Source organism: Paractinoplanes pyxinae, from assembly GCF_026626335.1.
Classification (GTDB): Bacteria; Actinomycetota; Actinomycetes; order Mycobacteriales; family Micromonosporaceae; genus Actinoplanes; species Actinoplanes pyxinae.
The window spans coordinates 332,859-344,452 of the sequence record NZ_JAPNTZ010000005.1 but is presented as its reverse complement, the minus strand read 5'-3'; the positions used below and the strand labels follow the sequence as shown (position 1 = coordinate 344,452).

The following is an 11,594-nucleotide window of genomic DNA, read 5'->3' as shown; positions in this document are numbered from 1 at the left end:
TGGTCGGGCCATGGACGGGCCCGACCAGCAACCGCGCTCCCGGGTGGAGCGCAAGCGCGACCGCATCCGGGCCGAGATCCGGCGCAATCGCGAGGGCGGCCATCGCGTCCCGACGTGGGTGCTGGCGGCTCTGCTGGGGGCGTTGCTGCTGGGCTGGCTGCTGCTGATCGTCACCTCTTAGTTCGACGAAGAGCGAAGGTCAAAGGCTGATGTCGTAGCGGGGTGGTGGGTTACAGACCGTCGCTCCCGCCGAGGGCCCGGGCGGCTTCCGCTGGCCGCTGGCGCGTCCAGAACGCGAAAACCACCCGGGCGACCTGCGTGAGTGGTTGCGCTCCTAGAACCGGACACCGTGGAAGCGCGTGATGGCCGTCATCCGGTCACCGGCCACGGTCAGGACGATGATTCCGGCCGGCTCGCCGGAGAGGGATGCCGTGAACGCTGGCTGGGCGTTGGCCCGGGTGGGGTGCAGCGTGAGGCCCCGGCCGGCGGCGTGGGACATGCTCGCCCGGAGGAAGGCCGTGATGGCGTCGCGGCCGTGGTACTCGTGCGGGGCGGGCGGCATGCGCAGCCAGGCGTCGTCGGTGAGCAGGGCGACCACTCCGTCGACGTCGCCCGCGGTGAACGCCTTCGCGAACCGTCGTGACACCTCGTCCTCAGCCCGGCGGAGTTCCGGCCGCCCCGCCCTGTTCGCGGGCCGGTCGGGTTGCGATCGTCTCGAGGCGGGAAACGACGCGGCGGGGGCGGCGGCTCGTGCACGTTGCAGGGTGCCCTTGACGGCTGTCTCGGTCGTGTCGAGCATCGCCGCGACGTCCCGCAGCGGGTAGCCGAGGACGTCGCGCAGGATGAGGGTGGCGGCCTGGCGGGGCGGCATGCGCTGCAGGGCGGTGATGAACGCCAGTTGCACCGCCTCCTGCGTCTCGTAGCGGGCGTCCGGGCCGGGTGTGTGCTCCGGCAGGCCTTCGAGCAGGCTGTCGGCGTACGGCTGAAGCCAGGTGACCTCGCCGCGCCGGGTCGGTGGGGGCACGGCGAACGGGGCGACGGGTTCCGGCGGTATGCGGCGGCCGGCGCGGAGGGCGTTGAGGCAGCGGTTCGTGGCTATGCGGTAGAGCCAGGTGCGTACAGAGGAGCGGCCCTCGAAAGCGGGCAGGCCGCGCCACGCGGCGAGCATCGTGTCCTGCAGGAGGTCTTCGGCGTCGGTCAGAGAACCGAGCATCCGGTAGCAGTGCAGCAGCAGTTCGCGCTCGTGCGGCGCGGTCAGCGTGCGAAAGGCGTCGGCGTCGCCGCTGCGGGCCCGGTCCAGCGTGCCTTGGTCCACCGGCGAATGGTGCCACGGGCAGTCCGCGAACCCGGGGAAATGTGCGCGGCCGGCGTTCCGATCTCGATGGCGGCGGTGTCAGTACCGGCGAAAGATCCTGACGATCGGAGATCACCGTGAGTACTGCCCTGAAGGTCGCCCTCGCCTACCACGAGGCCTGGAAGAGCCGGGACCTCGAACGAGCCATGTCCTACATCGCCGACGACATCGTCTGCGACGCTCCGGCCGGTCGGCTCGAGGGCGCCGACGCCTACCGGGCCTTCCTGTCGCCGTTCGTCCAGATGCTCAGGAGCGCGACCATGCTGGCCGCCTTCGGCGACGACGAGACGGCCCTGGTGATGTACGACGCCGAGACGGTTCCGGTGCCGTCGGCCCCGGGCGCCGAGTGCGTCACCGTTCGAGCGGGCCGGATCGTCTACAGCCGCTTCCTGTTCGACCGCGCCCCGTTCGACGCCGCCCGGCGCCAGGCGGTTTGATACGCCGTTGCGGCCCGCCGCTCGCCTCGGCGGGCGGGGCGAGGGGCGGGCCGTTCACTCCAGCTTGGCATGGCTCGAGATGGCGGTTCAGCGGGTGGCGGCAGCCAGGATTTCGGCGACCTGCCGCGCCACGGCAGGCTGAGCCAGCAGGGCGGTGAAGCGCTGCACGTCGCCGACAGCCGGCTCGGTCGGCTGGGCGGTGAAGCGCTGGACGTCGCTGACGGCCGGCTCGCCCAACTGGGCGGTGGAGCGCTGGACGTCGCCGGGCGGGAGGGGAGCGGGTTCGTCCACCCGGACGGCGATCTGGATGGGGACGCCGAGACGACGGGCCAGAGCCTCGGTGAGGACGGGGCGCAGGCGGGACTCGATGACGTCGCGGGTGAAGGCGTCGGGCACGGACACGAGCGCCACGCCCTCGACGATGGCCACCAGGCGGGTCGGTTGCAGAAAGGCCCGCTCCTGCCGGGAGGCGATCTGGCCTCGGCAGTCGCTCAGCGTCGCAGCCCACAACTCGGCCGGCGCGCCCGGCGAACCGGTTGATGAGCCGGCCGGGTCGGGCGGCGTCCCGCGCGGATCGGGTGGCGTGGCGGGCGAGGTTGAGGGGGTCGCGGCGGGCGAGGCCGAGAGGGTGGTGGCGGGCGAGGCCGAGGGGGTCGCGGGGGCGCAGCGGGCGCGGCCGGTGGCGGTCAGCCATTGGGCGACGCTGAGGTCGGCCGCCCGGGCCCGGGCCGCGAAGAGGTCGTAGTCGGCTGGGGCGATCTTCACCTTCGGCATCGGCCCATCCAAGACCTTCAGAGGCGCGACACGCGAGTCCGTGGCCGCGCGACACGCACCCGCATGAGGGCTATTCCGGGGCTGGGCCGGCCAGGCCGATCAGGTTGCCCTCGGGGTCGGTGAAGTGGGCGACCATGAGCGCCGTGCCGGGGGAGCGGACCGGGCCCATCACGCGGGCTCCGCCCAGGCTCTCGGCCTTGGCCAGCGCTGCCTCCACATCGGGCACTCCGACGTAGAAGACGGTCTGCGGTTTGTAGCCGGGACCGCCGCCCACGCCGCCGGGGATGTGCTCGCCCTCGGTGAAGCCGTAGTTGCCGGCCTCGGAGACGGGCTCGGCCACCGGGCCGCCGGTGGCGAACTGCCAGCCGAACAAATCTCCGTAGTAGCCGCGCAGGGCGGCGGGGTCGGTTCCGATGATCTCGAAGTGCACCACTGGCTGCGCCATGGCCATCATCATGCGGCATTCCCGGCCGGCGTGCGGGTCACGGACGCAGCGGAACCTCACGGCCCTCGACGAACAACCGCGCCTGCGGGGTCACGGCCTGGATGAGACGGGCCAGCACGCGTACGCCCAGGGCGGGATGCCGGCCGTCGAGCGCGCCGACCCGGTTGGCGAAAACCAGGTCGTACGGCTCCTCACCGGGGTCGAGAACGAAGTGCTCGGCGGCTACCTGCCGGACGCTCATGCGGCCCGACGCGATCTCGGCTGCCGAGCCCGCGGTGGCCTGGGCGATGGCGGTCGCCGAACGGTCGGTGGCCAGGATGTGGCCGGTGGTCAGGCGGGCGGCCACCAGCCGGGCCGCTACGCCGGGGCCGCAGCCGATCTCGAGCACACGCAAGTCGGGGCGCAGCGGCAACGCGTCGACGGCCGCGAGCAACCGGGGTGAGGCGGGCACGGCCCAACACTAGTGACGGTCGTGCTGAAGCTGGGCGTCGATGGCGTCGGGGGCTCCGCCGAACTCGTCGGCCACCTCGCCGGCCACGGCGGGCTCGGCGGCGTCGTGGGCCATGTGCGCGTCGGCGTCGGACAGCATGCGGTGGCCGGTGGCCAGCACCAGGACGCCCAGCAGGACGGCGACCGCGCCGGCCACGAAGGGGACGTGGATGTTCCAGTGGTCGACCATCTTGCCGGCCACGAAGGGGGCCAGGCCGCCGCCGATGAAGCGGACGAAGCCGTACGTGGCGGAGGCGATCGGGCGCTCCACGGGGGACACCAGCATGACGGCCTGGGTGGTCAGCGTGTTGTTGATGCCGACCGTGACGCCGGACAGGATCACGCAGGTGATCAGGGCCCACCGCACATCCGTGAACAGGCCGATCAGGAGCAGCAGCACGGAAAATGCGCCCAGTGCCCCGTACAAGGAAGGCGCCGTACCGAAGCGAGCCTGCAGCCTCGGCGCGCCGGCGATGGAGAAAATCGCGACCAGCAAGCCCCAGCCGAAGAACACGAAGCCGAGTTGGATGGCCGACAGTTCCATCGGGTACGGCGCGTAGCCGAGCATGGTGAAGAAGCCCCAGTTGTAGAACAGGGCGGCCACACACATCGTGAGCAGCGACCGGTGGCGCAGGGCCTTCAGGGGCTCGGCCAGCGAAATCTTGCGGGGCGGCGGGGGCGTCTTGTCGAGCAGCGTCACCGTGGCGATCAGCGCGATGGCCATCAGGGCAGCCACGCCGAAGAACGGGCCGCGCCAGCTGATGTCGCCGAGCAGGCCGCCGATCAGCGGGCCGGCCGCGATGCCGAGACCGAGCGCCGCCTCGTAGAGCACGATCGCCCCGGCGAAGCCGCCCGAGGCGGAGGCGACGATGACCGCCAGCGAGGTGGCGATGAACATGGCGTTGCCGAGGCCCCAGCCGGCCCGGAAGCCGACGATGCCGCCGATCGAACCGGACAGGCCGGCCAGCGCCGAGAACACCACGATGACGGCCAGGCCGGTGATCAGGGTGCGCTTGGGGCCGATGCGGCTGGAGACCCAGTTGACGCCGAGCATGGCCACCGCGGTGACCACCAGGTAGCTGGTGAACAGCAGGCTGACCTGGCTCGGGGTGGCGTGCAGCTGGGACGACAGCGCGGGCAGGATCGGGTCGACCAGGCCGATGCCCATGAAGCTGACCACGCAGGCGAAGGCCACCGCGAAGACAGCCTTGGGCTGCTTGAAGAGGGCAGGGGATGAACTCACCGGCAAAGCATAAGTGCCTTATGCATCCTGCCGCAAAGGGGTGAGACGTACCAGACTGGCGCGATGGACATCATCGATCCCGCCGTCAGCGACTACCTGCTCGAGCACTGCACCCCGGCCGACGACGTGCTGCGCGATCTGGCCGCCGAGACGCAGAAGGCCTTCCCGGACGCCGCCGGCATGCAGATCTCGCACGACGAGGGCGAGCTGCTGACCATGCTGGTGCGGCTCATCGGGGCCCGCGTCGCGGTCGAGGTCGGGGTGTTCACCGGCTACTCGTCGATCTGCGTGGCCCGCGGCCTGCCCAAGGACGGCCGGCTGCTGGCCTGCGACGTCTCCGAGGAGTTCACGAACGTGGCCCGGCGCTACTGGTCCCGCGCGGGCGTCGACGACGTGATCGAGCTGAACCTGGGGCCGGCCGTCGACACCCTGCGCGCGCTGAGCCCCGACCCGATCGTGGACTTCTCGTTCGTCGACGCCGACAAGATCGGTTACCCGGCCTACTACGAAGAGCTTGTTCCCCGTACGCGACCCGGCGGCCTGATCGTGCTGGACAACACGCTGCGCGACGGCCGCGTGCTCGACCCGACGCACGAGTGGGACATCGCGGTGCGGGATCTCAACGACCGCATCGTGGCCGACGACCGCGTCGAATCGGTCATGCTGCCCGTTCGGGACGGGGTGACCCTCGTCCGCAAGCGGGGTTAGCTCAACCGGCCCCGCCGCGCCCGGCCGTCATTTGTACTGGAGGCATGTCCAAGGTCTTCGCGACGGCGGTGGTCGCGGCGGTCGTCGTGAACCAGGTGCTGCCGGACGACCAACGGACGACCAGCGCCTTCCAGACCGCCGTGGGCTACGCGGCGGTGGCGGCCGTGTTGATCGGCGCGTCCCGGCTGCCGCGCCGCGACCGGCTGCCCTGGTGGCTGTTCGCGGCCGGGCTGGGCGCGAACAGCACCGGCATCGTGGTGCGGACGGTGCTGGGCGGCGAGGTGCCCGCGCCCAGCGACCCGCTCTTCCTGGCGCTGTACCCGTTCTGCGCGGCCGCGATCGCCGTGCTCATCCGCCGCCGCGAGATCGGCCGGGACCGGACCGCCGCCGTCGACGCGGCCACCATCACCACCGGCCTGGGCCTGCTGGCCTGGGTGTACGTGATCGCTCCGGCCGCCGCCGACGGCGGGGTCACGATGCTGGGCCAGGCCACGCTGGCCGCCTACCCCGTCGGCGACCTGATCCTGCTGGCCATGATGGTGCGGCTGCTGCGCGGTCGGGGCGCCCGCGGCGCGCCGTTCTGGTGGGTCACCGCCTCGATGGCCGCGTTCCTGATCGGCGACACGGCCTGGGTCGTGCTGCGCTACCTGCTCGAGGTCGGCTACGGGGTCGACCACGTGGCCACGCTCAACCGCAGCGTCGAGTCGTTGTTCCTGGTGGCGATGATGCTGCTGCCGGTGGGTGCGCTGCACCCGGACGCGCGGTGGATCGCCGCCCCGGCCGGGGCCGAGGGCACGAGGCTGAGCCGGGTGCACCTGACCCTGATGGCCGCGGCCTCGCTGATCGCCCCGGTGGTGCTGGCCGTGCAGCTGGCCCAGGGGGCGGTGGTCAACGGGACGGCCATCGTGATCTGCTCGGCCGCGCTCTTCCTGCTCGTCGTGTTCCGGATGTGGCAGGCGTTGCGCGAGGTGGAGAACCAGGCCCGGCAGGTGCGCGAGCTGGCGCGCTGCGACGAGCTGACCGGGCTGCCCAACCGGCGGGCCTGGAACGACGAGCTGCCCCGGGCCCTGGAGAGCGCCCGCCGCGACGGCCGCCCGGTCAGCGTGGCCGTGCTCGACCTCGACCGGTTCAAGCTGTTCAACGACACGTTCGGCCATCCGGCGGGGGACCGGCTGCTCAAGTCGGCCGCGGCGGCCTGGCACGGCAGCCTGCGCGCGGTGGACACGCTGGCCCGGTACGGCGGCGAGGAGTTCGTCGTGCTGCTGCCGAACGCCGGCGAGACCGAGGCGTGCCGGGTGATCGAGCGGGTGCTGGCGGCCACCCCGCTCGAGCAGACCTTCTCGGCCGGGGTAGCCGTCTGGGACGGCCGCGAGACCTCGGACGAGCTGATCGAGCGGGCCGACGCCGCCCTCTACCGGGCCAAGGCGAACGGCCGCAACCAGATCGCACCCGCGAACGACCCGGTTTCCAACCTGCCGGGGTTGTCCTGAACGGATGCCGATCGTCTTCGCGGTGGCCGCCGCTCTGGCCATTGCCGTGTACCAGGTGCTGCCCGACGATCCGTGGCTGATCGGCGGCTGGCAGATGGCGGTCGGCTACGCCGGCGCGGTGGCGGTGCTGGTGGGAGCGCGCCGGCTGCCGCGGAAGGACCGGCTGCCGTGGTGGCTGTTCGCGGTGGGCCTGGCGGCCAACGTGACCGGCATCGGCGTGGCGATCCTGTGCTCCGAGGTGTGGCACCTGGTCGACCTGCCGACGCCGGCCGACCCGCTGTTCCTGTTGCTCTACCCGTTCTGCGCGGCCGGCATCGCGGTGCTGATCCGCCGCCGCGAGAGCGGCCGCGACTGGACCGCCATGATCGACGCGACCACGATCACCACCGGGTTCGGGCTGCTGGCCTGGATCTACGTGATCGCGCCGTCGGCCGACGGCGGCAAGATCACCATGCTGGGCGAGGCGACGCAGTCCGCCTACCCGATCGGCGACCTCGTCATGATCGCGATGATGACCCGCCTGCTGCGCGGCAGCGGCCCTCGCGGCGGACCGTTCTGGCTGCTCACCGGGTCGCTGGGCGCCTTCCTGGCGGGCGACACGGCCTGGGTCGTCATGGGCAACCTGATCGACCAGGGCTATCCGGTGGAGGACATCGTCTGGCTCAACCGCGGCATCTCGTCCATCTTTCTGGTGGCGTTCGCGCTGTTCGGGGCGGCCGCCCTGCACCGGGACGCGCGCACGCTGGGCGCGCCGGCCGGACCGGCCGTGGCGCGCCTGGGACGCGTACACCTGGCGCTGTTGACCCTGGCCTCGCTGGTGGCGCCGGCCCTGCTCGCGGTGCAGCTGGCCCACGGGCAGGTGACCGACGGGATGGCCATCGTGGTCGCCTCGGCCGCCCTGTTCCTGCTGGTCGTGACGCGGATGGCCCAGCTCGTGCGGCAGGTCGAGCGGCAGGCCCAGCAGGTGCGCGAGCTGGCCCGGCGCGACGAGCTGACCGGGCTGCCCAACCGGCGGGCCTGGAACGACGAGCTGCCCCGGGCCCTGGAGGACGCCCGCCGCGACGGCCGTCCGGTCAGCGTGGCGCTGCTCGACCTCGACCTGTTCAAGCAGTTCAACGACACGTACGGCCACCCGGCGGGGGACCGGCTGCTCAAGTCGTCGGCCGCGGCCTGGCAGGAACAGCTGCGTACGGTCGACACGCTGGCCCGCTACGGCGGCGAGGAGTTCGTCGTGCTGCTGCCCGGCGCTGAGCAGGACGAAGCCCGTGAGGTGCTGCAACGCGCCTTGGCGGCGACCCCGCTGGGCCAGACCTTCTCGGCCGGCGTCGCCGTGTGGGACGGGCGGGAGACGTCGGACAAGCTGATCGAGCGGGCCGACCGGGCGCTGTACGACGCGAAGGCGGCCGGCCGCGATCAGATCATCGCGGCGGCGAACCGGCCCGCGACGGCGGCGGCCAGGAAGTAGGCGTGGTCCTGGTCGAGCTTGCGGCCCATCGTCGACAATGGCACCGGGCTCGCGCGCAGCGCCTCGTCCAGACCGTCGACGGGCACGCGGGGCAGGCGGTGCCTTTCCGCCAGCGGCGCCAGCGCCGCGTCGATCACGGCGGCCAGGCGGGGGTCGAGGCCGTCGGGAACGGGCAGGTCGGCGGGGAGCAGGGCCACTTTCCCGTACGCGGTGAGGCTGTGGTGGGAGACGCCGTGATGCCGTTCCCGCCCGTCGCCGGTCGAGATGCGGAGCGACCCGACCGGCCGCCCGCCCAGGATGCCGATCGCGTTGACCGCCTCGCCCAGCGCCACCCCGGAGAAGCCCCACGTGGTGCCCGTGCCCAGGTTGCCCGGCCCTTGGGCGACGACGGTGAGGTCGGCCTGCAGCACGTGCCGGGCGGCCAGCAGCCCGGTGTGCACGGTGCTCGCCTCGAGGTCGCCGCCGAACGCCTGCCCGGTGGTGACCGTGCCCACCAGGTGGCCGGCCAGCCCGTCCAGCGTCCGGGAGAACCAGGCCGGCAGCGCCCCGCCGTCGGTCATGACGTACGCGATCCGGGCCCGCGGCCGGTCGAGGTGCACGGCGGCGACGACGGCCGGCAGCGCGGAGTGCAGGTCGGCCGTGACCACGGGCATGCCGTCGAGCGAGGTGGCCGCGGCCATCACCTCGCGGTGCGGCGACGCCTCTTCGTCGACCCCGAGCCGGATCGCCTGCAACGGCGTGTAGCGGGCCTTGACCAGGTGACCCGAGTCGCGGGTGGCGCCATCCTCCGGCGGGTCGGCCGGCAACCGGTCGGGCAGGGCCACCACCAGCGCGTACCCGCCCGTGCCGAGGCCCATGACGAGCGCGCCGACGTTGAGCAGCACCCGGTCGCCCGGCTCGGGCTCCCCGGTGAGGGCGGGGTAGGCCAGCGCCTTGAGCGGCCCGTCGCCGGTCACGACCTCGAGCTCGACCGCGCCGCGCCACCGCCGCCGGATCGCCTGGACCGTCCCCGACCGCCACCGCACCATGGCACGGAACCCTATTCGACCCCGCCGTCGACGTGGTTGCGGCCCGCCGTGCCGTGCGTCGGGTCGAGGAAGACGTAGCGGATGCCGGGGAAGCGGGACCGCAGGCGGCGCTCGGCCTCGTCGCTGGCCGTCTCGATCTCGCCCCCGCTGACGTCGTCGTCGAAGTCGACCTTGGCCGCGACCAGGATCTGACCGGGCCCGAGCTGCATGGTGAGCAGGGTCGGCACGGACACCACGATCGGGATCGAGGCCAGGTCGGCCGCGATCTGGTTGTGGATCCGGCGCGGGACGGCCCGGCCGACCAGCAGCGACGCGTTGCTCTGGGCCAGGGTCAGGGCGACCAGCAGGAGCAACAGGCCGATGGCGATCGAGGCGATGCCGTCCCACATCCCGTTGCCGGTGAGCTGGGTCAGGGCCAGCCCGGCACCGGCCAGGAGCAGGCCGATCAGGGCCGCCGAGTCCTCGAAGTAGACGGCCTTGACGGTCGTGTCGGGCGTGAGCCGCAGGAACCGGGAAGGCGTGACGCCCCAGCGTCGCGACTCGCCCGCGACCTGGCGGCGGGCGCGCAGGAACGAGGTGCCCTCGGCCCCGAACGAGATCGCCAGCACGAGGTACGACCAGAGGAACTTCCCGGTCTCCTCGCCCTCCACGATCGTCTCGATGCCGTGGTAGATCGAGAAGCCGGCGCCGGCCACGAAGGTGAACACCGCGGCGATGAACGCCCAGACGAAGCTCTCCTTGCCGTACCCGAACGGGTGTTCCTCGTCGGCCGGGCGGGCGCCGCGGCGCAGCGCGACGAACAGGAACACCTCGGTGATGGTGTCGGCCAGCGAGTGCGCCGACTCGGACACCATCGCGGCCGAGCCCGAGATCAGACCGGCCACGAACTTGGCGATCGCGATGGCGAGGTTGGCCGCGCCGGCGATGACCACGGTGCCGACACTCTCGTTCTCCGGGGCTTCGGACTCTTCGGGCGTATCGACCGGGTTGAGCGGCTCGGCGGCGGCCAGGCCGACCGGGAGCTGGTCATCGGGGCTCTGTGCGGTGCTCACACGGCCTACCTTTCCGTCGCGGGGCCGGGGGAAACCGCCCGGCGATGGCGCGTACGTCACTTGACCGTCCAGGCTGCTAGCGTTGCCACTCGTGTCGCGCACCCGCACCGAGCGCCTGGTCAATCTGGTGATCTGCCTCCTGTCGACGCGTCGGTTCCTGACCGCCGCGCAGATCGCCGCGACGGTGCCCGGCTACGAGCACGACCCGGAGGACCCGCGCGACCACGAGGCCTTCCAGCGCAAGTTCGAGCGGGACAAGGCCGAGCTGCGCGACCTCGGCGTGCCGCTCGAGACGGGCACGGCCAGCGTCTTCGACCAGGAGCCGGGCTACCGCATCGCGCACCGCGAGTACGCGCTGCCCGACATCATCCTCGAGCCCGACGAGGCCGCCGCCGTGGGCATCGCGGCCCGCCTCTGGCAGCACGCCGGCCTGGCCGCCGCCGCGTCGTCCGGCCTGGCCAAGCTGCGGGCGGCCGGGGTCGAGGTCGACCCGCAGGCCACCCTCGGGGTCGAGCCGGTGGTCACCGTCGATCCGGCGTTCGGGCCGCTCACCAGCGCCGCCCGCGACCGGCGGGCGGTCACCTTCAGCTACCGGGTGCCCGAGGTGGACGACCCGGCCACCCGCAAGCTCGAACCGTGGGGCGTGGTCTGCTGGCAGGGCCGGTGGTACGTGGTGGGGCACGACCGCGACCGCGGGGCGACCCGCTGCTTCCGGCTCTCGCGCATCGTCGGCGCGGTCAAGCCGCTGGGCCGGCCCGGGGCGTTCACCCCGCCCGAGAACGAGGACCTGATCAGCCACGTCGCCAAGTGGTCGGGGCCGGTGCCGCACAACGGGCGGGCCACCGTCACCGTGCGGCCGGGCAAGGCGGCCGGGCTGCGCCGCTGGGCCACCGAGTCGCTGGCCGGGCCGGACGGCGACCGGCTGACGATCCCGTACGCGGACGCCGAGCGGCTGGCCTCGACGATCGTCGGCTACGGGCCGGACGTGCGCGCCGAGGGGCCGCCCGAGGTTCGCGAGGCCGTGATCCAGCTGCTCAAGGAGGTCGTGGCCCGGCACGAGGTGGCGGCATGACGGACTGCACCGGAGTGAGCGAAGCGGTCGTAGGGCC

Annotated in this window: 13 protein-coding genes; 6 read left to right on the top strand and 7 right to left on the bottom strand. The window is 72.7% G+C overall.

Annotated elements, in window-relative coordinates; genetic code table 11:
* Window positions 1-10: 10 nt before the first annotated feature.
* A complete protein-coding gene (locus OWR29_RS15970; protein WP_267563615.1) occupies window positions 11-181 on the top strand; it encodes a hypothetical protein in 171 nt (56 codons plus the stop codon).
* A 153-nt stretch (window positions 182-334) separates the two neighbouring features.
* On the opposite strand, the gene OWR29_RS15965 is transcribed toward OWR29_RS15970, so the two are convergent.
* A complete protein-coding gene (locus OWR29_RS15965; protein WP_267563614.1) occupies window positions 335-1,315 on the bottom strand; it encodes an RNA polymerase subunit sigma-70 in 981 nt (326 codons plus the stop codon).
* Window positions 1,316-1,431: 116 nt separating this feature from the next.
* Between OWR29_RS15965 and OWR29_RS15960 the strand changes: the two genes are divergently transcribed.
* Window positions 1,432-1,791 carry a nuclear transport factor 2 family protein gene (locus OWR29_RS15960; protein WP_267563613.1) on the top strand — a complete coding sequence of 120 codons (360 nt, stop codon included), beginning with the start codon at window positions 1,432-1,434 and terminating at the stop codon, window positions 1,789-1,791.
* Window positions 1,792-1,878: 87 nt separating this feature from the next.
* On the opposite strand, the gene OWR29_RS48280 is transcribed toward OWR29_RS15960, so the two are convergent.
* The 4 genes from OWR29_RS48280 to OWR29_RS15940 form a co-directional block, all read right to left on the bottom strand.
* A complete protein-coding gene (locus OWR29_RS48280) occupies window positions 1,879-2,565 on the bottom strand; it encodes a chromosomal replication initiator protein DnaA (RefSeq protein ID WP_438872596.1) in 687 nt (228 codons plus the stop codon).
* A gap of 70 nt (window positions 2,566-2,635) precedes the next feature.
* Complete coding sequence (locus tag OWR29_RS15950; RefSeq protein WP_267563612.1) at window positions 2,636-3,010, bottom strand: VOC family protein; 375 nt, start codon at window positions 3,008-3,010, stop codon at window positions 2,636-2,638.
* A 37-nt stretch (window positions 3,011-3,047) separates the two neighbouring features.
* Entirely contained in the window at window positions 3,048-3,461 is a 414-nt protein-coding gene (locus OWR29_RS15945; protein ID WP_267563611.1) for a class I SAM-dependent methyltransferase, read from the bottom strand.
* 9 nt (window positions 3,462-3,470) lie between these two features.
* The gene (locus OWR29_RS15940; RefSeq protein ID WP_267563610.1) at window positions 3,471-4,742 is read right to left on the bottom strand and encodes an MFS transporter; all 1,272 of its coding nucleotides are present in this window, start codon (window positions 4,740-4,742) and stop codon (window positions 3,471-3,473) included.
* Between the two features lie 63 nt (window positions 4,743-4,805).
* Between OWR29_RS15940 and OWR29_RS15935 the strand changes: the two genes are divergently transcribed.
* From OWR29_RS15935 to OWR29_RS15925, 3 genes are read left to right on the top strand one after another with little or no spacing between them, the layout of a single operon-like run.
* A complete protein-coding gene (locus OWR29_RS15935) occupies window positions 4,806-5,450 on the top strand; it encodes an O-methyltransferase (RefSeq protein WP_267563609.1) in 645 nt (214 codons plus the stop codon).
* Window positions 5,451-5,494: 44 nt separating this feature from the next.
* Complete coding sequence (locus OWR29_RS15930; RefSeq protein WP_267563608.1) at window positions 5,495-6,940, top strand: GGDEF domain-containing protein; 1,446 nt, start codon at window positions 5,495-5,497, stop codon at window positions 6,938-6,940.
* A gap of 4 nt (window positions 6,941-6,944) precedes the next feature.
* Complete coding sequence (locus OWR29_RS15925; protein WP_267563607.1) at window positions 6,945-8,405, top strand: GGDEF domain-containing protein; 1,461 nt, start codon at window positions 6,945-6,947, stop codon at window positions 8,403-8,405.
* On the opposite strand, the gene OWR29_RS15920 is transcribed toward OWR29_RS15925, so the two are convergent.
* Together OWR29_RS15920 and OWR29_RS15915 are read right to left on the bottom strand one after the other, a co-directional pair.
* Window positions 8,354-9,433, bottom strand: a complete 1,080-nt coding sequence (locus OWR29_RS15920) for a DUF3866 family protein (RefSeq protein WP_267563606.1) — start codon at window positions 9,431-9,433, stop codon at window positions 8,354-8,356. The two genes, OWR29_RS15925 and OWR29_RS15920, sit on opposite strands and share 52 nt — an antisense overlap.
* An 11-nt stretch (window positions 9,434-9,444) precedes the next feature.
* Window positions 9,445-10,443: a cation diffusion facilitator family transporter gene (locus OWR29_RS15915; protein ID WP_438872605.1), complete on the bottom strand. Its 999-nt coding sequence runs from the start codon at window positions 10,441-10,443 to the stop codon at window positions 9,445-9,447.
* Between the two features lie 133 nt (window positions 10,444-10,576).
* On the opposite strand from OWR29_RS15915, the gene OWR29_RS15910 reads away from it, so the two are divergent.
* Complete coding sequence (locus OWR29_RS15910) at window positions 10,577-11,557, top strand: helix-turn-helix transcriptional regulator (protein WP_267563604.1); 981 nt, start codon at window positions 10,577-10,579, stop codon at window positions 11,555-11,557.
* Window positions 11,558-11,594 lie beyond the last annotated feature (37 nt).

Coding starts and splice junctions, on each gene's coding strand:
- OWR29_RS48280 (WP_438872596.1), bottom strand. CDS start 2,565: ATGCCGAAGGTGAAGATCGCCCCAGCCGACTACGACCTCTTCGCGGCC.
- OWR29_RS15970 (WP_267563615.1), top strand. CDS start 11: ATGGACGGGCCCGACCAGCAACCGCGCTCCCGGGTGGAGCGCAAGCGC.
- OWR29_RS15920 (WP_267563606.1), bottom strand. CDS start 9,433: ATGGTGCGGTGGCGGTCGGGGACGGTCCAGGCGATCCGGCGGCGGTGG.
- OWR29_RS15950 (WP_267563612.1), bottom strand. CDS start 3,010: ATGGCGCAGCCAGTGGTGCACTTCGAGATCATCGGAACCGACCCCGCC.
- OWR29_RS15930 (WP_267563608.1), top strand. CDS start 5,495: ATGTCCAAGGTCTTCGCGACGGCGGTGGTCGCGGCGGTCGTCGTGAAC.
- OWR29_RS15925 (WP_267563607.1), top strand. CDS start 6,945: ATGCCGATCGTCTTCGCGGTGGCCGCCGCTCTGGCCATTGCCGTGTAC.
- OWR29_RS15935 (WP_267563609.1), top strand. CDS start 4,806: ATGGACATCATCGATCCCGCCGTCAGCGACTACCTGCTCGAGCACTGC.